This is a genomic window from Streptomyces sp. NBC_00435, assembly GCF_036014235.1.
Classification (GTDB): domain Bacteria; phylum Actinomycetota; class Actinomycetes; order Streptomycetales; family Streptomycetaceae; genus Streptomyces.
In genome coordinates this window covers 2,429,268-2,448,967 of the sequence record NZ_CP107924.1, presented here as the reverse complement: position 1 = coordinate 2,448,967, position 19,700 = coordinate 2,429,268, and the positions used below count along the sequence as shown (strand labels likewise).

General features: G+C 72.3%; 15 protein-coding genes and 1 pseudogene. 8 read left to right on the top strand and 8 right to left on the bottom strand.

Annotation, left to right across the window (positions count from 1 at the left end; translation table 11 throughout):
- Positions 1–25: 25 nt before the first annotated feature.
- The 3 genes and pseudogenes from OG389_RS11180 to OG389_RS11170 form a co-directional block, all read right to left on the bottom strand.
- Positions 26–2,119 (bottom strand): PIG-L family deacetylase, encoded by a 2,094-nt coding sequence (locus OG389_RS11180; RefSeq protein WP_328298321.1) that lies wholly within the window; start codon positions 2,117–2,119, stop codon positions 26–28.
- A gap of 286 nt (positions 2,120–2,405) precedes the next feature.
- Positions 2,406–3,005, bottom strand: a complete 600-nt coding sequence (locus OG389_RS11175) for a hypothetical protein (RefSeq protein WP_328304359.1) — start codon at positions 3,003–3,005, stop codon at positions 2,406–2,408.
- An 86-nt stretch (positions 3,006–3,091) separates the two neighbouring features.
- Positions 3,092–3,220, bottom strand: a pseudogene (locus tag OG389_RS11170) (hypothetical protein); the annotation flags it as partial.
- A 375-nt stretch (positions 3,221–3,595) separates the two neighbouring features.
- Here OG389_RS11170 and OG389_RS11165 point away from each other — a divergent pair.
- Complete coding sequence (locus OG389_RS11165) at positions 3,596–6,583, top strand: bifunctional [glutamine synthetase] adenylyltransferase/[glutamine synthetase]-adenylyl-L-tyrosine phosphorylase (RefSeq protein ID WP_328298320.1); 2,988 nt, start codon at positions 3,596–3,598, stop codon at positions 6,581–6,583.
- 52 nt (positions 6,584–6,635) lie between these two features.
- Here OG389_RS11165 and OG389_RS11160 read toward each other — a convergent pair whose 3' ends face one another.
- Positions 6,636–7,376: a PP2C family protein-serine/threonine phosphatase gene (locus OG389_RS11160; RefSeq protein WP_328303680.1), complete on the bottom strand. Its 741-nt coding sequence runs from the start codon at positions 7,374–7,376 to the stop codon at positions 6,636–6,638.
- Positions 7,377–7,569: 193 nt separating this feature from the next.
- Here OG389_RS11160 and OG389_RS11155 point away from each other — a divergent pair, with 193 nt between their 5' ends.
- Positions 7,570–7,869 (top strand): hypothetical protein, encoded by a 300-nt coding sequence (locus tag OG389_RS11155; protein WP_328298319.1) that lies wholly within the window; start codon positions 7,570–7,572, stop codon positions 7,867–7,869.
- Positions 7,870–7,878: 9 nt separating this feature from the next.
- Here the strand turns inward: OG389_RS11155 and OG389_RS11150 are convergent, their stop codons facing one another.
- A complete protein-coding gene (locus OG389_RS11150) occupies positions 7,879–8,751 on the bottom strand; it encodes an SDR family oxidoreductase (RefSeq protein WP_328298318.1) in 873 nt (290 codons plus the stop codon).
- 118 nt (positions 8,752–8,869) lie between these two features.
- Here OG389_RS11150 and OG389_RS11145 point away from each other — a divergent pair, with 118 nt between their 5' ends.
- Positions 8,870–9,277 (top strand): winged helix-turn-helix transcriptional regulator, encoded by a 408-nt coding sequence (locus tag OG389_RS11145; protein WP_328298317.1) that lies wholly within the window; start codon positions 8,870–8,872, stop codon positions 9,275–9,277.
- A gap of 30 nt (positions 9,278–9,307) precedes the next feature.
- Here OG389_RS11145 and OG389_RS11140 read toward each other — a convergent pair whose 3' ends face one another.
- The 3 genes from OG389_RS11140 to OG389_RS11130 form a co-directional block, all read right to left on the bottom strand.
- Positions 9,308–10,204 (bottom strand): phosphatase PAP2 family protein, encoded by an 897-nt coding sequence (locus tag OG389_RS11140; RefSeq protein WP_328298316.1) that lies wholly within the window; start codon positions 10,202–10,204, stop codon positions 9,308–9,310.
- Between the two features lie 126 nt (positions 10,205–10,330).
- Positions 10,331–11,371 (bottom strand): LacI family DNA-binding transcriptional regulator, encoded by a 1,041-nt coding sequence (locus tag OG389_RS11135; protein WP_328298315.1) that lies wholly within the window; start codon positions 11,369–11,371, stop codon positions 10,331–10,333.
- Positions 11,372–11,396: 25 nt separating this feature from the next.
- A complete protein-coding gene (locus OG389_RS11130) occupies positions 11,397–13,061 on the bottom strand; it encodes a glycoside hydrolase family 13 protein (protein WP_443059248.1) in 1,665 nt (554 codons plus the stop codon).
- 220 nt (positions 13,062–13,281) lie between these two features.
- Between OG389_RS11130 and OG389_RS11125 the strand changes: the two genes are divergently transcribed.
- The 5 genes from OG389_RS11125 (at position 13,282) to OG389_RS11105 (ending at position 19,213) form a co-directional block, all read left to right on the top strand.
- On the top strand, positions 13,282–14,556 hold the full coding sequence (locus OG389_RS11125; protein ID WP_328298314.1) for an extracellular solute-binding protein: 1,275 nt from the start codon (positions 13,282–13,284) through the stop codon (positions 14,554–14,556).
- A 7-nt stretch (positions 14,557–14,563) separates the two neighbouring features.
- Positions 14,564–15,598 carry a carbohydrate ABC transporter permease gene (locus OG389_RS11120; protein ID WP_328298313.1) on the top strand — a complete coding sequence of 345 codons (1,035 nt, stop codon included), beginning with the start codon at positions 14,564–14,566 and terminating at the stop codon, positions 15,596–15,598.
- Positions 15,599–15,600: 2 nt separating this feature from the next.
- Positions 15,601–16,494 carry a sugar ABC transporter permease gene (locus OG389_RS11115; protein WP_443059247.1) on the top strand — a complete coding sequence of 298 codons (894 nt, stop codon included), beginning with the start codon at positions 15,601–15,603 and terminating at the stop codon, positions 16,492–16,494.
- A 74-nt stretch (positions 16,495–16,568) separates the two neighbouring features.
- On the top strand, positions 16,569–18,197 hold the full coding sequence (locus OG389_RS11110) for a glycoside hydrolase family 13 protein (protein ID WP_328298312.1): 1,629 nt from the start codon (positions 16,569–16,571) through the stop codon (positions 18,195–18,197).
- A complete protein-coding gene (locus OG389_RS11105; protein ID WP_328298311.1) occupies positions 18,185–19,213 on the top strand; it encodes a LacI family DNA-binding transcriptional regulator in 1,029 nt (342 codons plus the stop codon). The genes OG389_RS11110 and OG389_RS11105 overlap by 13 nt, the downstream gene beginning before the upstream one ends.
- Positions 19,214–19,700: the final 487 nt, after the last annotated feature.

Below are 19,700 nucleotides of genomic sequence, written 5' to 3'. Positions count from 1 at the left end.
CCTCGCTCGCGTACGGGCGGGGCGCTTATGCCTGCGGGACCGCTCGGTGCCAGGTGGGGCGGGTGGGGGTGGGGCGGGTCGTGGTGACGTGGAGTTCGGCGTCCAGGCCCAGGACCGCCGTCGTCGTCGTGCCGCCCGGTTCCTGGGTGCCGGCCGGGGCGCCCGCGTAGAGCATGCCGGACTCCGTCCACGCCGGCGGGCCGCCGAGGCCCGTGGTGCTGACGGTGCCCGAGTCGGCGCGGCCCGAGATGAGGCGGCCCGCGACCCCGACCGCGCCGTAGCCCGCCCGGCCGCCGGCCTCCGTGACGCTGGAGACCGCCGGCTTCGCGGCGCCGGCCCCCGCCGTGACCACGGCGGTACGCACGACTCCCGAGTCGGGGCGCCGGAAGTAGAGGCGGACGCCCGCCGCCTCCGTGGCCGCGGTGAGGGGGACGGTGGTGGCCGGGAGCCCGGTCGGGAACGGCCCGGCCAGCGGGGCGCCCGGAGCGGGCTGGATCCAGGCGATCACCGACTGGGTGGTGGCGGCGTAGACGTGGCGCCGCCCGGCGGCGTCGGTGGCGGTCACCGGGTCGCTCTGCAGGTCCGTGCCGCCCAGCTGCTGCCAGCCGGCGAAGTCGCCGGAGGGCTGCTGCACACGGGCGCGCAGGGTGCGGCGGGAATCGCGGACGTACACGGTCAGCAGGCCGTTGTTGTCGGCGGCCGCCGAGGGGGAGCTGATCGCGGAGGTGCCGGCCTCATCGGTGGTCTCGGGGGTGCCGAGCGCGACCCACGCCCCGAACGGACCGCCGGGCTCGGACTGGGTGGCGTAGACGATCTCGCGCCGGTAGTCCTGCGGGTGTGTGCCCAGGACGGTGCGGGTGGCGAGGACGGCGACCCGACCGTCGGGGAAGCGGACGGTGCTCGCGCCCGGGTCGATGCCGGTGCCCGGAAGCAGGACCGGGCCCTGCCAGGCGGCGCCGGTGCCGGTGCCCGCCCCCCGGTTCCAGACGGCCATCTGGCCGTCGAGGGCGGCGAAGGCGTACAGCCGGCCGGTCGTGCCCTGCACCAGCCAGGAGGAGTTGTCGGCGCGCGCGTAGCGCAGCGACTGGGCCCAGTTGTGGCCGGTCGGGCTGCCCGCCACCTTGCGGTCGCCGCAACCGGAGGGCGAGCCGCAGTAGTTCTGCTTGTCCTGCCACGCGTACGTCTTGAGGAAGCCGATCTTCGTCTCGGCCGTCTGCGGGTCCAGCGCGTGCGGCAGGGTGCCGTTGTGGTAGCCGAGGTAGTTCTGGACGGCGAAGCGGGGCCGCTGTCCGACCGGGACCCGCGCGGCGTACGAAGCGGCCGCGGCCTGCGCGAACCGCGCCCCGTACATGTGGTCCTGGTGGTCGGTGTACTTGCCGGTGTCGGCGTACCGTCCCGGCGTCGGGTCCTGCATCCGTATCGTCGTCGGCTTGTACCGCTCCAGGATCCCGGACACCGCCGCTATCACCTGGTCCTTGGTGTAGGTGAACTGCTGCCTGACGGGCGTCCCTGTGGCGAGCTGGGGCATCAGCACCGGTATCCGGCGGTTCCACAGCCCGTGCAGGCTGTCGGGGGTGTCGGCGACGGGGGCGCGGGCCTCGCGCATCTGCAGCCAGACCAGGTTGATGTGGGGCTTCGCCACGAGGACGTCGAGCTCGGCCTGGCCGCCGCCAGCGGTGGGTATGACCGTACGCCGCCACGCGCTGGCGCGGTTGCCGGTGGCCATCTGCGCGTAGGCGGAGCGTATGCCGTTCTGCCGGGCCTCGGCGTACTTGCCCCGGTCGGCGGGCTGCTGCGGGTCCTTGGCCGCGCCGCCGTTGGCCTCGTTGCGGCCGTCGGCCTCGCCGGAGGTGAGGTAGAGGGTGGTGAGCGGGGTGCCGGTCAGCAGGGAGCGGCTGAGGTCCGGGTTCATGAAGAACAGGTCGTCGTCCGGGTGGGCGACGATCTGGACGACCGATCCCCCGGTGGTGCTCGCCGGGAGCACGGTCGATGACCCGGTGCCCGAGTCGGCCTCGGCCGCGGTCTGCTGGCCGGAGGCGACCGCGAGGGCGCCGGTGACCCCGACGGTGAGCATCGGGAGCACGGTCGCGAGGAGGAAGCGTCGGCGGGAAACGGGCATCGGTTACGCCTTGGGGTCGTTCCGGCAGGAAGAACCGCGTGGAGCTGTCGGTCGATCAGTGAGAGGTCAATACGGGCAAGTTGGTTCACCGGGCTCGCCGATGACTTCTGATTTCCGGGAACGACCGCTTGGGGTGGGGTCTTGTGCGGTTTAAATGCGCATATGTGACCGCTAAGTGGACGTCAAGAGTCCGGCGGAGGGCATCAAAAAACGCCCCCGTGGGGGGCGTTGGCCGATTCCTGCCGAGTCGACCGGACCGTGCCGATCCGAGGTGGTCTCCCGCAGGCTACGGAACGGTGCTCCGCGGCCCCACCGGCAGCCACGGAGCCAGGTGCGCGTCCGGGGCGTCCGCCGACGAGGTCACGTACAGTCGCGCGTCCAGCCCCAGCATCGCCAGGCTCACCGTGCCCGCGCCGGTCGTCGTCGACGAGGGCGCCCCGAGGAACATCAGCGGCGCACGCCCCCACGCCCGGCCCCGTCCGAGGTACGCCCCCAGAGCTGCCCGCCCGAGGTCCGCCCGGCCATCAGATGGCCGCTCGCCGTCACCGAGCCGAACCCCGACAGCCCGCCGCCGGCTGCGCCCAGCCCGGGACCGACTCGGCCGTGGCGGCGAGGACGATGCGCCGCCCGGCTCCGTCGGCTCCGAGCCGGGGCCCTTCTGCACGGCCTGGACCACCTCGCGCCGGTAGTCCCCGGGCCGGGCACCGAAGGAGGTGCGCGTGCCGAAGGCGGCGATCCGGCCGTCCCCCAGGGTGACGGCGGAAATCCCCTGGTCCATGAGGGCGCCGGGGGCGCCGGGGAGCAGCCGGGGGCCGCTCCCCGCACCGAGCGGCCCGGCCCGGCGCCAGACGGCGAGCCGCCCGCCGGGCACCGTGAACGCCCACATGCCGCCTTCGAGTAGGTGAACCGCCGCTCGACCGGACTGCCCGCGCAGGCCGAGCGGATGCCGTTCTGGCGGGCCTCGGCGTACGCCGCCTTGTCCGGCGGGGTGGTGGCCTCCCCGGCGGCGCCGGCGTTGATGCCCTCGGCCTCGCCGGAGGTGAGGTGCACCGAGGTGACGGGACGCCCCGCGGCCATGGAGTACCGCAGGTCCGGGTCCATGAAGCAGAGGTCGTCGTCGGGGTGCGCCACGATCTGGAGCACCCGGCCCGCGTCCGGCGGGTCCGCGGGCGCGGCGGAGACCCCCACCGTCATCGGGACTCCTCCTGGCCGGTCGGCGGGGAGCGAACCCCATCACGCCATATCGTGACATTCTGTGAGTAATCTGACAATCCGCCCCCATGGGATGTGCCGGTGAGTCGAACGGCCGCTCCGGCTAGGCTCTCCCCGGGCGATCACGGACCGCACCGGGACCGGACGACCACGGGTCCCGGGGACCGACGCTCCCGGGGGCACCGCTCCCGGGGACCACGGCTCCCGCGAACCGCCCGGCCAGGGCAGAGGCACCGACAGCCGACGTACGCGGGAGGCGACGGGATGACAGTCCCGGGACGCAGGAGCAGTACCTTCAGCCGACTGCTGCGCAGCGGATTCACCGATCCCTCCGCCGCCGCCAGGCTGCTCGACACCGACGCGCTGGCCGCCGTACGCGCCGATCCGGTGCTGCTCGACGCCCTCGGAGCCACCGCCGACCCCGACCTCGCCCTCCTCGGACTGGTCCGGATCGCCGAGGCGCAGACCCCCGAAGAACTGCCCGTACTCCTCGACACCCTCGTCAGTGCCAAACCGCTGCGCGACCGCCTCCTCGGCGTGCTCGGCGCCTCCGAGGCCCTCGCCGACCACCTCGCCCGCCACCCCCGCGACTGGCAGGCCCTGGTCACCTACGAAGCCGTCGATCTGCACCCCGGGCTCCCCGAGTTCGAGAACGGCCTGGCCGCCGCACACGACCCCGTCACCCTGCGCATCGCCTACCGCCGCTGCCTGCTCTCCATCGCCGCCCGCGACGTCTGCGGCACCATCGACGTGGCCCAGACCGCCGCCGAACTCGCCGACCTCGCCACCGCCACCCTCCGAGCGGCCCTGCGCATCGCGATCGCCGCCGCCCCCGCGGACGCGGCCGTCTGCCGGCTCGCCGTCATCGCCATGGGCAAGTGCGGCGGCAACGAGCTGAACTACGTCTCCGACGTCGACGTCATCTTCGTCGGGGACGCGGCCCCCGGCGCGGACGAGGGCAAGGCCGTCCAGGCCGCCGCCCGCCTCGCCTCCCACCTCATGCGGATCTGCTCCGAGACCACCGTCGAAGGCACCATCTGGCCCGTCGACGCCAACCTCCGCCCCGAGGGCAGAAACGGTCCGCTCGTCCGCACCCTCGCCTCCCACCTCGCCTACTACCAGCGCTGGGCCAAGACCTGGGAGTTCCAGGCCCTCCTCAAGGCCCGCGCCGTCGCCGGCGACGAGGCGCTCGGCGCCGAGTACATCGACGCCATAACTCCCCTCGTCTGGCAGGCCGCCGAGCGCGAGAACTTCGTCGCCGACGTCCAGAAGATGCGCCGCCGGGTCGTCGACAACATCCCCGCCGCCCAGGTCGACCGCGAGCTCAAACTCGGCCCCGGCGGCCTGCGCGACGTCGAGTTCGCCGTCCAGCTCCTCCAGCTCGTCCACGGCCGCTCCGACGCCACCCTGCACTCCGGCACCACCCTCGACGCCCTGCACGCCCTCGCCGCCGGCGGGTACGTCGGCCGCGCCGACGCCGCCCAGCTGCACGACGCGTACCGCTTCCTGCGGGCCATGGAACACCGCATCCAGCTCTACCGGCTGCGCCGCACCCACCTCGTCCCCGAGGACGAGGCCGACCTGCGCCGCCTGGGCCGCTCCATGGGCCTGCGCACCGAACCCGTCGCCGAGCTCAACAAGGCCTGGCGCCGGCACGCCTCCGTCGTCCGCCGCCTGCACGAGAAGCTGTTCTACCGCCCGCTCCTCGACGCCGTCGCCCAGCTCGCCCCCGGCGAGACCCGGCTCTCCCCGCGCGCCGCGGGCCAGCGCCTCGAAGCCCTCGGGTACGCCGACCCGGCCGCCGCTCTGCGCCACCTGGAGGCCCTCGCCTCCGGAGTCACCCGCAAGGCCGCCATCCAACGCACCCTGCTGCCGGTCCTCCTCGGCTGGTTCGCCGACTCAGCCGACCCCGACGCCGGACTCCTCGGCTTCCGCAAGGTCTCCGACGCCCTCGGCAAGACCCCCTGGTACCTGCGCCTGCTGCGCGACGAGGGCGCCGCCGCCGAGAACCTCGCCCGCGTCCTGTCCGCCGGGCGCCTCGCTCCCGACCTGCTGATGCGCGCACCCGAAGCCGTCGCACTGCTCGGTGACCCCGAAGGGCTCCAGCCCCGTACCCACGAGGCCCTGGTGCAGGAGGTGCTCGCCGCCGTCGGCCGCGCCGACAGCGCCGAAGCGGGCGTCGCCGCCGCCCGCGGGGTACGCCGGCGCGAGCTGTTCCGCACCACCGCCGCCGACATCATCGGCTCCTACGGTACGGAGGACAGCCCGGCCGAGGAGGACCACGGAACCCTGGTCGACCGGGTCGGCGACGCCGTCTCCGACCTCACCGCCGCCACCATCGCCGGAGCCCTGCGCGCCGCCGTCCAGGACCACTGGGGCGACACCCTGCCCACCCGCTTCGCGATCATCGGCGTCGGCCGGTTCGGCGGCCACGAACTCGGCTACGGCTCCGACGCCGACGTCCTGTTCGTCCACGAACCCCGCGCGGGAGTCGACGAACAGGAAGCGGCGAAGGCCGCCCAGGCCGTCATCGCCGAAATGCGCCGCCTCCTCCAACTCCCCACCGCCGACCCGCCCCTGCTCATCGACGCCGACCTGCGCCCCGAAGGCCGCTCCGGCCCGCTGGTCCGTACGCTGTCCTCGTACGCCGCCTACTACCGCCGCTGGTCCCTGACCTGGGAGTCCCAGGCCCTGCTGCGCGCCGAACCGGTGGCCGGGGACACCGAACTGGGCCGCCGCTTCATCGACCTGATCGACCCGCTGCGCTACCCGACGGAAGGCCTCGGTGAGGACGCCGTCCGGGAGATCCGGCGCCTGAAGGCCCGAATGGAATCCGAACGCCTGCCCCGGGGGGCCGACCCGACCCTGCACACCAAACTCGGCCGCGGCGGCCTCAGCGACGTCGAGTGGACCGTCCAGCTGATCCAGATGCGGCACGCCTGGGCCGAGCCGGGCCTGCGCACGACCCGGACCCGCCAGGCCCTGGCCGCCGCCCACGCGGCCGGGCTGATCCCGACCGAGGAGGCGCAGATCCTGGACGAGGCCTGGGTACTGGCCACCCGGGTCCGCAACGCCGTGATGCTGGTCCGCGGCCGGGCCGGCGACACCTTCCCCTCCGACGCCCGCGAACTGACGGCGATCGGCCGCTACCTCGGCTACCAGGAGGGCCGCGTCGGCGAAATGCTGGACGACTACCGCCGCATCACCCGCCGCGCGCGGGGAGTGGTCGACGAGCTGTTCTACGGGGCGTAGGCCCCGCGACGACGGCCGGGACCGCCGCGGGCGAACACGGACGGGCGGTCGCTCAAGCCCCGATGCGCACCAGGGCGAGGGTGATGTTGTCGGGGCCCCCGGCCTCGATGGCGGCCTTCCACAGCTCGTAGGCCGCCTTGCTGTCGTCGTGGCTCCGCAGCACCTCGTCGATGGCGTCCTCGGGCACCGGGTCGGTCAGCCCGTCGCTGCACAGCAGGTAGCGATCGCCCGTGGACAGCGGGAGGTTCACCACGTGGGGGGTGAGGACGTGCTCGGCGCGGCTGCCGCCGAGCACCTGCGTGACCACCGACGTGGTGCGCTGCCCCGGCTCCGGCGGTGGACTGTCGTCCACACTGACCTGGTGCAGTCCGCCGGCCGTCACGTGGAAGACCTTGCTGTCGCCGACGTTGAACGACAGCAGCGAATCCTCCAGTACGAGGGCGCCGGCGACCGTGGTCCCCATGGCGGTCAGGTCCGGACGGCCGTCGGCGGCCGAGTGCACCGCGCGGTTGCAGAGGTTCAGCGCGTCCTCGACGGCCAGGGCGCCGTCCAGCGAAGGACCGAGCAGGGCGAGCTGGCGGACGACGAGCTCGCTGGCGACCTCGCCGGCCGGCTGGCCGCCGAGCCCGTCGGCCACCGCGACGACGAGCGGTCTGCCGAGGGGGAACAGGAGGGTCTGGGGGCTCCGGGTGGTGGTCCCGCACAGCGTCCACGGTCCGATGACGAGGCTGTCCTCGTTGTGCTCGCGGACCAGCCCGACGTGGCTCAGGGCGGTCACCGCTATGTACGCCACCACGAGATCCCGCCTCTCCCGCCTCCCGCCTCTCCGTCTCTCCGCAACGGCAGACGCGTTCCTTCCCCCCTCCCCACCATTGTCGCGCCGCTCGGCATGCGGCGCGTGATCTGCCGGAGGACGCTGGTCCTGGGGCCCGGAGTGGCCGAAGGGCCCGGGGAAGGCCCGGGGAACCCGAGGGAAAGGACTGCGGATGTTCGCGAGACTGAGCACCTACCGGGGATCACCGGTTCCCGCGGCCGGAGACGTGGCCGCGAACTCGGAGGCGATCGTCCAGCGGGTCCGGGACGTTCCCGGCTTCCGGGGTGTGTACTACCTGGTCGACCGCGCCTCGGGCCGGGCCGTGTCGCTGACCCTGTGGGAGGACGAGCGGACCATGCGCGAGAGCGAGGACCACGGCGCGCGGATCCGCGCGGAAACGGCGCAGCGGGAAGGCCAGCAGATCCTCTCGGTCGAACGCTTCGAGGTCGGGTTCAGTCAACTGGAGCCCTGACGACATGCCCTAGGGGACCGGTACGGCGGCCACGGCCTCCGCGACCGTCCGCTCCATCGGCGTCGTGGGGCGGCCGATCAGCCGGGCCAGGTCACCGGAGGTGCCGGCCAGGCGGCCGCGCGCGACGGCCAGGTCCACGTCGACCAGGATCTCGGCGAACGGGGCCGGGACTCCCGCGCCGGTCAGGACGGCGAGGTGGGCCTCGGGGGTCACGGGGTTGTAGGCGATCTCCCGCCCGGAGGCCGCCGCCACCGCCGCCGCGTACTCCGCGAAGGACCAGGCCACGTCGCCGCTCAGCTCGTACGCCTTGCCGAGGTGGCCGTCCCCGGTCACCACGGCGGCGGCCGCCGCCGCGTAGTCGGCCCGCGCCGCCGAGGCCACCCGGCCCTCGCCCGCGTTGGAGAGGACCACCCCGTGCGCGAGTACCGGCGCCAGGTTGCCGGTGTGGTTCTCGGTGTACCAGCCGTTGCGCAGGAAGGTGTGGGGCAGACCCGAGGCGAGGACGAGTTCCTCGGTGGCCCGGTGCTCGGCTGCCAGCGCGAAGTCCGCTTCCGGCCCGCCCAGGATGCCGGTGTAGGCGAACTGCGCCACCCCGGCCTCCTTGGCCGCGTCGATCACGGCGGCGTGCTGGGACACCCGGTGGCCGACCTCGCTGCCCGAGATCATCAGTACCCGGTCGCCGGACCGGAACGCCCCGGTGAGCGTCTCGGGGGCGTTGTAGTCGGCGATGCGCAGCTCCACGCCCCGGGCGGCCAGAGGGGCCGCCTTCTCCTCGTCGCGTACGACGGCGGCGATCTCCCCGGCGGGGACTCCGCCGGCGAGCAGCTCGTCGATGACGAGACGGCCGAGGGCTCCGGTGGCTCCGGTGACGACGATGCTCATGGTGAACGACTCCCTGGTCTTGCTTACCGCTTACCGCTTCCCGCTTTCGGGCTTGTGCACTCACCGTACGGGGGGCACTAACCAAACGGCAGTACCCACTTTGAAGTAAGGTACTGGCATGGAAGTAAGTGACAAGTGGGCCCAGGCGGAGGCCATGTGCCCGCACCGGCTCGTCCTGGAGCACGTCACCAGCCGCTGGGGGGTCCTCGCGCTGGACGCCCTGCTCGACAGCTCGTACCGGTTCAGTGAGCTGCGCCGGGAGGTCGGCAAGGTCGCCAACGTCAGCGAGAAGATGCTGGCCCAGACCCTCCAGACGCTGGAGCGGGACGGTTTCGTGCACCGCGACGCCAAGCCAGTGATCCCGCCCCGCGTCGACTACTCGCTCACCCCGCTGGGCCGCGAGGCCGCCGAACAGGTCCGCGCCCTCGCCCGCTGGACCGGCCTTCGCATGGAGGCGGTGCAGCAGGCGCGCGCGGCCTACGACCGGGCGAAGCAGGGGGAGGCGGCGCAGCGCCGGGCCGGGTGAGGCCCGCGGCCCGGGAGCCCGGGCCCGGGCTCAGCGCTGGAAGCGGTTCAGCACGGCCGTCGCCACCGGGTGGCGGCCGGTCTCCTGCGGCCGGCGCGGCAGCCGGTGCGGCAGGGACCCGTACCAGGCACGGGAGACGGTGTAGCCGAAGGCCAGGCAGAGCATGCCGCCGACGGCGTCGAGCCAGAAGTGGTTGGCGGTGGACACGATCACGATCAGTGTCGCCGCGGGGTAGAGCAGGCCCAGGATCCGGGCCCAGGGGGCGGAGGCGACCGCGAAGATCGTCAGTCCGCACCAGAGCGACCACCCTATGTGCATGGAGGGCATGGCCGCGTACTGGTTCGACATGTGCTTGAGGTTGCCCGAGGCCATCGAGCCCCAGGTGTGGTGGACCAGCACGGTGTCGACGAAGTTCTGCCCGTTCATCAGTCGGGGCGGCGCGAGCGGGTAGAAGTAGTAGCCGAGCAGGGCGACGCCCGTGGTGGCGAAGAGGACCAGCCGCGTCGCCGCGTAACGCCCCGGATGAAAGCGGTAGATCCAGACCAGGACGCCGATCGTCATGATGAAGTGGAGCGTGGCGTAGTAGTAGTTCATGCCCACCACCAGCCACGTCACCGAGTTCACGGCATGGTTGACGCTCTGCTCCACGGCGATGCCGAGGCTGTGCTCCGTCTTCCAGATCCAGTCGGCGTTCGCGAGGGCGGCCGCCTTCTGCTCGGGCACGGCGTTGCGGATCAGCGAGTACGTCCAGTAGCTGACCGCGATGAGCAGGATCTCGAACCAGAGCCGGGGTCGCCGGGCCATCCGCAGCCGGGCGAGCAGGGAGTGCCCGGACGCCGTCGGCGCCGGGCGGTCCTGGCCCTCGGTCACGGGGGGAGACGAGACGTCCGTCCGGGTATCCAGTGTCTTCACGCTCGCTTCACCCATAGGGAAAGAGTCTGCCAGATGCGTTCTCGCCCTCGATCATCCCTTGGGACGGTCTTGAGCGCAGCCTCTCCGCCTCCAGGACGACCCGAGGCCTTGTCTCCCTAGGGGAAACGGTGGGGCCGGTCCTCAGGGGCGCGCGGGGCCCCGGCCCTGTTGCGGCCCCGAAGCGGTCGAACCGCGGACCACCAGCTCGGGCAGGAACACGAACTCACTGTGCGGCGCCGGCGTACCGCCGATCTCCTCCAGCAGCGTGCGCACCGCGGCCTGCCCCATGGCCTGCACGGGCTGCCGGATGGTGGTCAGCGGCGGATCGGTGAACGCTATGAGCGGGGAGTCGTCGAAGCCCACGACCGACACGTCCTGCGGGACCCGTAGCCCCTGCTGCCGCGCGGCCCGGATCGCGCCGAGCGCCATCATGTCGCTCGCGCACACCACCGCCGTGCATCCCCGGGAGATGAGCGCGGCCGCGGCGGCCTGGCCACCCTCCAGCGTGTAGAGGGAGTGCTGGATGAGCTCCTCGATCTCGTCCCCGCCGAGCCCGAGCCGCTCCTTCATCCCCAGCCGGAAGCCCTCGATCTTGCGGAGGACCGGCACGAACCGCTTGGGTCCGACGGCCAGCCCGATCCGGGTGTGCCCGAGCGCGGTCAGATGGGTCACGGCGAGCTGCATCGCGGCCCGGTCGTCGGGGGAGACGAAGGGGGCCCGCACCTTGTCGGAGAAGCCGTTGATGAGGACGTAGGGGACGCCCTGGCCGCGGAGTTGGTCGTAGCGGCCCATGTCGGCCGTGGTGTCGGCGTGCAGTCCGGAGACGAAGATGATCCCGGAGACCCCGCGGTCGACCAGCATCTCCGTCAGCTCGTCCTCGGTGGACCCGCCGGGCGTCTGCGTGGCCAGCACCGGCGTGTACCCCTGCCGGGTCAACGCCTGGCCGATGACCTGGGCGAGCGCCGGGAAGATGGGGTTGTCCAGCTCGGGAGTTATCAGGCCGACGAGACCAGCGCTGCGCTGGCGCAGCCGTACGGGGCGTTCGTAGCCGAGTACGTCGAGGGCGGCCAGCACGGATTCGCGGGTGCCTGCGGCCACACCGGGCTTGCCGTTGAGCACGCGGCTGACTGTGGCTTCGCTGACCCCCGCCTGGGCTGCGATGTCGGCTAGCCGTGCGGTCACGGGATTGGACTGTACCGGTCGCACGCTACAAAGCCCACCAGGTGCACGAATCCGCGGGAAGGCGGACGGTCCGCCCGTCCGTCTCGACCGGGGCACTGGAGAGTACGGGGCGTCCGGGCGAGGGAAGTTCGAGCACGGAGGGTCGGGTGTTGAGGGTGCAGGCGAACCCGGGCCGGGTGAAGAGGAGCACCCCCTCGGGCGCGGGCAGCCACCGCATACCGGTACCTCCGGCGTCGGCGGAGGCGGCCCCGGCCCCCGCCCCGGCCCCGGACAGGCCCGCTTCCGGCGCCCCCAGCCCCGGCATGGCGCGGCGCAGCTCCAGGGCGGCACGGTAGAGCTCCAGCGTGGAATGCGGGTCGCCGGTCTGCGCGGCGACGCTGAGCCCGGCCCAGCCGGCGGGCTGGGGGAGCCAGCTGCCGGCCGGGCCGAAGTCGTACGGAGGCTCCGCACCGGACCAGGGGATCGGCACCCGGCACCCGTCGCGCAGCCCCTCCTGCCCGGCGGTCCGGTGGAACGCCGGGTCCTGGCGGACGCCGTCGGGGAGGTCGGTGACCTCGGGCAGGCCGAGCTCCTCGCCCTGGTAGACGTACGCCGACCCGGGCAGCGCGAGCATCAGCAGCGCGGCCGCCCGCGCCCGGGCCAGGCTGCCGTAGCGGGTGCGGTGGCGCACGACGTCGTGGTTGGACAGCACCCACGTGGTCGGGGCGCCGACCGAGGCGGTGGCGGCCAGCGACTCGTCGACGACGATCCGCATCGCTTCGGCGTCCCACGGGCAGTTCAGGAAGCGGAAGTTGAAGGCCTGGTGCAGCTCGTCGGGGCGGACGTACAGTGCGAGCCGCTCGGAGGTGGGTGCCCAGGCCTCGGCGACCCCGATGCGCCCGCCCTCGTAGGAGTCGAGCAGCCGCCGCCACGAGCGGTGGATCGCGTGGACGCCGTCCTGGTCGAAGAAGGGGAGCGGCTCGGTGCCGATCAGCGTGGCCTGCGCACCGCGGCCGATGTCCGGCAGCCCCGGGGCCTTGACCATGCCGTGGGCCACGTCCACACGGAAGCCGTCGACCCCGAGGTCGAGCCAGAAGCGCAGGACGGAGGCGAACTCCTCGGCGACCTCGGGATTCCCCCAGTCCAGATCGGGCTGCTCGGGGGCGAAGAGGTGCAGGTACCAGGTGCCGTCGGGGGTCCGGCTCCAGGCGGGCCCGCCGAAGACCGACTCCCAGTCGTTGGGCGGGAGCTCCCCGGCCGCCCCCCGCCCCGGGAGGAAGTGGTAGCGCTCCCGGGCGCCCGGCGCACCGGCCAGCGCCTCCTGGAACCAGGCGTGCCGCTCGGAGGTGTGGTTCGGCACCACGTCCACGATCACCCGCAGGCCCAGCTCGTGGGCGGCGCGGATGAGGTCGTCGGCGTCGGAGAGGTCCCCGAAGAGCGGGTCGACGGCCCGGTAGTCGGCGACGTCGTAGCCGCCGTCGGCCTGCGGGGACACGTAGAAGGGGGTCAGCCACACCGCGTCGACCCCGAGCCGGGCCAGGTGGGGGAGGCGTTCGCGGACCCCGCGCAGGTCCCCGACGCCGTCGCCGTCGCTGTCCGCGAAGGAGCGCACGTACACCTGGTAGATGACGGCATCGCGCCACCAGCCGCCGCTGGACATGGCGTTGCTGGAAGCGCTTGCAAGCCGGGAGGCGGTCAACTCGTGGGTCATATCGGGTCAACGCGAGTACGCACCCCCTGGTTGCGGGCCCGGACAGTCGAAGGCGGTTCGAACTAACAGCAAGCTGCGGCAACCGTACGGACACACGGATGTAACGATCACCGTCTCTTGCAGAAAATTGCCGCAAGCTCTTTCGGTCGGCTTTCAGGCTTGTTACGTTCTCGGCAACTCGGGACCGCGAGGCGCGGCCGGGATCATCGAAGGAGTTCATATGCGGCGTGGCATAGCGGCCACCGCGCTGGTCGCGGCTCTGGCGCTCGCGGCGACGGCTTGCGGCGGTGACACCAAGGACGGCAGCGACGGTGCCAAGGCCGACGGGGAGCTCTCCGGCACGGTCACGTGGTGGGACACCTCGAACGACGCCGAGAAGGCGTCCTTCCAGAAGCTCGCCGAGGCGTTCACCGCCAAGCACCCCAAGGTGACCGTCAAGTACGTCAACGTCCCCTACGGCGACGCCCAGAACAAGGTCAAGAACGCCTTCAGCAGCGGCTCCGAGGCCCCCGACGTCATCCGCTCCGACGTGGGCTGGGTCGCCGACTTCGCCTCCCTCGGCTACCTCGCCGAGGTTCCGGCCGACACGGCCAAGAAGGTCGACGCCGAGTTCCTGCCCCAGGCCGCGGCCAGCGGCAAGTACGAGGGCAAGACCTACGCCGTCCCGCAGGTCATCGACTCCCTCGGCCTCTTCTACAACAAGAAGATGCTCGCCGACGCCGGTGTCCAGCCCCCCAAGACGCTGGAGGAGCTGAAGACCGCCGCCGCCGCGATCAAGGCCAAGAGCGGCAAGGCCGGCCTCTACCTGCGCGGCGACGACTCCTACTGGTTCCTCCCGCTCATCTACGGAGAGGGCGGCGACCTCGTCGACGCGAAGACCAAGACGGTCACCGTGGACAACGCGGCGGGCGTCAAGGCCTTCAAGACCGCCCGCGACCTGGTCACCTCGGGCGCGGCGATCACCAACGCCACCGACGGCTGGACCAACATGCAGACCGCCTTCAAGTCGGGCGAGGTCGCGATGATGATCAACGGCCCGTGGGCCGTGGCCGACAGCTACGCCGGCGACCAGTTCAAGGACAAGGCCAACCTCGGCATCGCCGCGGTACCGGCCGGCTCCGTCAAGGCGGGCGCCCCGCAGGGCGGCCACGACCTCGCCGTGTACGCGGGCTCCAAGAACATCCCCGCCGCGCAGGCCTTCGTCGACTACATGACCTCGCAGGAGGTCCAGGTGCAGTCCACCAAGGAGCTGAGCCTGCTCCCGACCCGGACCGCCGCCTACGAGCAGCCCGACGTGAAGTCCAACGAGATGGTCCAGTTCTTCAAGCCGGCCGTGGACAAGGCCGTCGAGCGCGCCTGGATCCCGGAGAACGGATCCCTCTTCGAGCCGCTCAAGGTCGAGTACACCAAGGCGATCACCGGGACGTCGTCCCCGGAGGACGCGGCCAAGGCGTCCGGCGTCGAATTCCGCAAGATCCTCAAGGGTTGGAAGTAGCGAAAAGATGGCTGCTCACACCAGCCAGTCGGTGGCGAAGGCCGCGGGCGGCGAGGTCGGTCCTGACACCGACCCCGCCGCCCGCGGCCGGAGCCGCAGGACTGACAGCAGGAACCGTCCCGGGCTGAGGCGGGCGCTGGCCACCCACTGGTACGCCTGGGCCATGGTCACCCCCGTGGTGCTCGTGCTCGGCGTGATCATCGGCTGGCCGCTCGTCCGCGGCGTCTACCTGTCGCTGACCGACGCCACCGAACGCAACGTCGGCCGTACGATCGGCGCCAACCACATCGAGGCGACGTACAAGTTCGTCGGACTCGACAACTACGCCGCCGTCCTCGCCGACCCGGTGTTCCTGCAGCGGCTGGTGTGGACGGTGCTCTGGACCGTCGCCTGCGTATCGATCACCTTCACGCTCGGCCTCGCCCTCGCCACCGTGCTCAACCGCGAGTTCAAGGGCCGCGCCGCCTACCGGATGGCGCTCATCCTGCCCTGGGCCGTCCCCGGGTTCGTCTCCGTCTTCGCCTGGCGGTTCCTCTTCAACCGCGACAACGGCATCCTCAACAAGATCCTCGAAGGCGGCGGCATCTCCGCCGTCCCGTGGCTGGACGACCCCACCTGGGCCAAGGTCGCGGTCATCGCCGTCAACGTCTGGCTCGGCGTCCCCTTCATGATGGTCGCCCTGCTCGGCGGAATGCAGTCGATCCCCGGCGAGCTCTACGAGGCCGCCGAGATGGACGGGGCCGGACCCTGGCAGCGGTTCCGCCACATCACCCTGCCGGGGCTGCGCACGGTCAGCATGACCGTGATCCTGCTCTCCACCATCTGGACCTTCAACATGTTCCCGGTGATCTTCCTGCTCACCCGCGGCGGACCGGGCGACACCACGGAGATCCTCGTGACCCAGGCCTTCCGCGAGGCGTTCGTGTCCAGCCCGCGCGACTTCGCCGGCTCGGCGACGTGGGGCGTACTGATCCTCCTGCTGCTCATGATCTTCGCGCTGGTGTACTGGCGCTCGCTGCGCAAGCAGGGAGAGGTGTGGTGACCGTGACGACGACCTCCCCGACGGAGACCGCCCCGGCGAAGACCTCCCCGAAGGAAACCCCCACCCGGCCCCGGGGCAAGCGCTCCCCGCTCGCCTCCACCGGCCTGCACGGCACCCTGATCGTCGCGGCCGTCATCGCCGTCTTCCCGGTGCTGTGGGTCCTGCTGACCTCCCTCAAGCCCGCGAAGCACGCCATCTCCACGGACTTCGTGAAGGAACCGACCCTCGACAACTACCGCTACCTGGTGGAGTCGACCTCCTTCCTCACCTGGTTCGGCAACTCCGTCCTGGTCGCCGGCATCACCACCGTCCTCGGGGTCTTCATCGCCGCCACCACCGGATACGCCGTCAGCCGCTTCAAGTTCCCCGGAATGAAGCCGCTGATGTGGACCCTGCTCATCACGCAGATGTTCCCGATGGCCATCCTCATCGTCCCGCTCTACAACCTCATGGGACAGCTGGGACTGCTCAACCAGCCGCTCGGCCTGGTGATCACCTACCTCACCATCGCCGTGCCGTTCTGCGCCTGGATGATGAAGGGCTTCTTCGACACCATCCCGGTCGAGATCGACGAATCCGGCCGCGTCGACGGACTCAACCCCTTCGGCACCTTCTGGCGCCTCATCCTCCCGCTCGCCAAGCCCGGCCTCGCCGTCACCGGCTTCTACGCCTTCATCACCGCCTGGGGCGAGGTCGCGTACGCCTCCGCCTTCATGGTCGGCGACGAGCACCTCACGCTCGCCGGGGGCCTGCAGACCTTCGTCACCCAGTACACCTCCAACTGGGGTGCCATGAGCGCGGCCTCCGTCCTCATCGCCATCCCCGCGGCGTTCTTCTTCCTCTTCGCCCAGCGTCACCTCGTCGCCGGGATGACGGCAGGCGCGACCAAGGGCTGACGCCCTCGCGAGCACGGGCTGACCACCCGCCGCCTGCCCCCTCCCACCCCCGGCCCGATCTCCCCAAGGACGACATGACCCAGCACCTCGCCGCCGAAACCTCGTGGGACGGCCTCCCCACCTCCACCGGCACCACGCCCGGCTGGTGGAGAGAAGCGGTGATCTACCAGGTCTATCCGCGCAGCTTCGCCGACTCCAACGGGGACGGCATGGGGGACCTCGAAGGCATCCGCAGCCGGCTGCCCTACCTCAAGGAACTCGGGGTCGACGCCGTATGGCTCAGCCCCTTCTACGCCTCCCCGCAGGCCGACGCGGGCTACGACGTCGCCGACTACCGCGCCATCGACCCGATGTTCGGCACCCTCCACGACGCCGACGCCGTGATCCGCGAAGCGCACGGGCTGGGCCTGCGCATCATCGTGGACCTCGTTCCCAACCACTGCTCCGACCAGCACGAATGGTTCAAGCAGGCACTGCGCGAAGGCCCCGGTACGCCGCTGCGCGAACGCTTCCACTTCCGCGCGGGACGCGGCGCCGACGGCGCGGAGCCCCCCAACGACTGGGAGTCCATCTTCGGTGGGCCCGCCTGGACCCGGGTCGCCGACGGCACCTGGTACCTGCACCTCTTCGCCCCCGAGCAGCCCGACTTCAACTGGGAACACCCCGCCGTCCAGGACGAGTTCCGCTCCATCCTGCGCTTCTGGCTCGACCTCGGCGCCGACGGCTTCCGCATCGACGTCGCCCACGGCCTGGTCAAGGCCCCCGGCCTGCCCGACCTCGGCCGCGGCGAACAGCTCAAACTGCTCGGCAACCAGGTGCTGCCCTTCTTCGACCAGGACGGCGTCCACGAGATCTACCGCTCCTGGCGCCGCGTCCTCGACGAGTACGCCGGCGACCGCATCGGCGTCGCCGAGGCCTGGACGCCCAGCGCCGACCGGACGGCCCTGTACCTGCGCCCCGACGAACTGCACCAGGCCTTCAACTTCCACTACCTGAACACCGGGTGGGACGCGCCGGCACTGCGCGCCACCATCGACGAGTCCCTGGACGCGATGCGCCCGGTCGGCGCCCCGACCACCTGGGTGCTGTCCAACCACGACGTGGTGCGCCACGTGACGCGGTACGGCGGAGGGGCGCAGGGTCTGGCCCGGGCACGGGCGGCCGCACTGCTGATGCTCGCGCTGCCCGGGTCGGCGTACGTCTACCAGGGCGAGGAGCTCGGCCTGCCCGAGGTCACCGACCTCCCCGACGGCGTCCGCCAGGACCCGGCCTTCGCCCGCGGCGACGGACAGGACGGGCTGCGCGACGGCTGCCGCGTCCCGATCCCGTGGTCGGGCACCGAGGCCCCGTACGGCTTCGGCGCCGGCACCGGCGACGGCGGCAGCTGGCTGCCGCAGCCGGCCGAGTGGGCCGGGCTGAGCGTGGCCGCCCAGACCGGCGACCCCGCCTCGACCCTCGAGCTCTACCGCGCCGCACTGCGACTGCGCCGCTCGCACCCGTCGCTGGGCGCGGGCGACGCGGTGGAGTGGCTGGAGGCCCCGGCCGGAGTCCTGGCCTTCCGCCGCGGGGACTTCACGTGCACGGTCAACACCACGGACGAGCCGGTACGCATGCCCGCGCCGGGCACGCTCCTGCTCGCCAGCGGGAACCTCACCGACCCGGCGGAACTGCCGGCCGACACGGCGGTGTGGTGGCGGGGGTGACCTCCCCGCTGCGGCTGACGGACATCGCCGCGCAGGCCGCGGTCAGCGAGGCGACCGTCAGCCGCGTCCTCAACGGCAAGTCGGGCGTGGCGGCCGGCACCCGGCACAAGGTGCTGGCCGCCATGGACCTGCTGGGCTACGAACGCCCGGTCCGGCTGCGGCGGCGCAGCAACGGGCTGGTCGGCCTGCTGACCCCGGAGCTCACCAACCCGATCTTCCCGGCGTTCGCCCAGGTGATAGAGCAGACCCTGGCCGGCCACGGCTACACCCCGGTGCTGTGCACGCAGACCCCGGGCGGGGCCACCGAGGACGAGCTGGTGGAGCAGCTGGAGGAGCGCGGGGTCACCGGCATCGTGTTCCTGTCGGGCCTGCACGCCGACTCCTCCGCGGACCCGTCGCGCTACCAGCGCCTCGCGGCCCGCGGGGTCCCCTTCGTCCTGATCAACGGCTTCAACGAACAGGTCCACGCCCCCTTCATCTCACCCGACGACCGCGCGGCGGCGGAGATGGCCGTCCGTCACCTGGAGGACCTGGGCCATCGCAGGATCGGCCTGGCCATCGGCCCGACGCGCTACGTCCCGTCGGCCCGCAAGGAGGCGGGCTTCACCGCCGCCGTCCCCTCGGCGGCGGCCGAAGGCCTGATCCAGCGCACCCTGTTCACGGTGGAGGGCGGCCACGCGGCGGGCGGAGCCCTGCTCGACCGGGGCTGCACGGGCATCGTGTGCGGCAGCGACCCCATGGCCCTGGGCGTCATCCGCGCGGCCCGCGAGCGGGGGCTGCGGGTCCCCGAGGACGTCTCGGTGGTCGGCTTCGACGACTCCCCGCTGATCGCCTTCACGGACCCGCCGCTGACCACGGTCCGCCAGCCGGTCCGCGCGATGGCCACGGCAGCGGTCGGAGCCCTCCTGGAAGCGGTGGCCGGCACCCCGGTCCAGCGCACGGAGTACGTCTTCCAGCCCGAGCTGGTGGTACGGGGGTCTACGGGACAGGGGCCGGGGGCGGGGGTGGGGGCTTAGGGGGCCGCGGACGCTGGGCTGTGGGGGGTGGGGGGTGGGGGGTGGGGGCCTGGGCTGCGGGTTGGTCGGTGGCGTTGAGGGGGTTCGGGGGGAGCCCGGCAGTCCAGTGTCCTTTCGGCGCGGGCCGGTCCCTCAAGGGCGCTCCCTGCGGTCGCGTCGCTACGCGATGGCCTTCGGCCACCCTTGACCGACCGGCCCACCCCGAAACGCCACAAGACTTCCGGGTTCCCCCCGAGGAACGGCCGGGAGGGATGGATCGGGAGGAGCGGGCAGACTGGTGGGGCCCGGGCCCTTTCCCGCCGGTCATCCGGACCCGTCACCCATCGGCACCGCCCAGCCGGACGGAATAGACGCCCCGGACATCACCCCCGGGCGGTCGGACACCCTTCCCGCGCCTTCGCGCGGCCAGTATGGGTGTGAGGACGTCCACCGCCCCCCGGGGGGTCGGACACCCTTCCCGCGCCTTCGCGCGGCCAGTATGGGCGTG

What these genes read in the sequence shown, in the direction of transcription:
- OG389_RS11180 (WP_328298321.1), bottom strand. Translation starts at nt 2,119, where the DNA reads ATGCCCGTTTCCCGCCGACGCTTCCTCCTCGCGACCGTGCTCCCGATG.
- OG389_RS11175 (WP_328304359.1), bottom strand. Translation starts at nt 3,005, where the DNA reads ATGTGGGCGTTCACGGTGCCCGGCGGGCGGCTCGCCGTCTGGCGCCGG.
- OG389_RS11165 (WP_328298320.1), top strand. Translation starts at nt 3,596, where the DNA reads ATGACAGTCCCGGGACGCAGGAGCAGTACCTTCAGCCGACTGCTGCGC.
- OG389_RS11155 (WP_328298319.1), top strand. Translation starts at nt 7,570, where the DNA reads ATGTTCGCGAGACTGAGCACCTACCGGGGATCACCGGTTCCCGCGGCC.
- OG389_RS11150 (WP_328298318.1), bottom strand. Translation starts at nt 8,751, where the DNA reads ATGAGCATCGTCGTCACCGGAGCCACCGGAGCCCTCGGCCGTCTCGTC.
- OG389_RS11145 (WP_328298317.1), top strand. Translation starts at nt 8,870, where the DNA reads ATGGAAGTAAGTGACAAGTGGGCCCAGGCGGAGGCCATGTGCCCGCAC.
- OG389_RS11140 (WP_328298316.1), bottom strand. Translation starts at nt 10,204, where the DNA reads ATGGGTGAAGCGAGCGTGAAGACACTGGATACCCGGACGGACGTCTCG.
- OG389_RS11130 (WP_443059248.1), bottom strand. Translation starts at nt 13,061, where the DNA reads ATGACCCACGAGTTGACCGCCTCCCGGCTTGCAAGCGCTTCCAGCAAC.
- OG389_RS11125 (WP_328298314.1), top strand. Translation starts at nt 13,282, where the DNA reads ATGCGGCGTGGCATAGCGGCCACCGCGCTGGTCGCGGCTCTGGCGCTC.
- OG389_RS11120 (WP_328298313.1), top strand. Translation starts at nt 14,564, where the DNA reads ATGGCTGCTCACACCAGCCAGTCGGTGGCGAAGGCCGCGGGCGGCGAG.
- OG389_RS11110 (WP_328298312.1), top strand. Translation starts at nt 16,569, where the DNA reads ATGACCCAGCACCTCGCCGCCGAAACCTCGTGGGACGGCCTCCCCACC.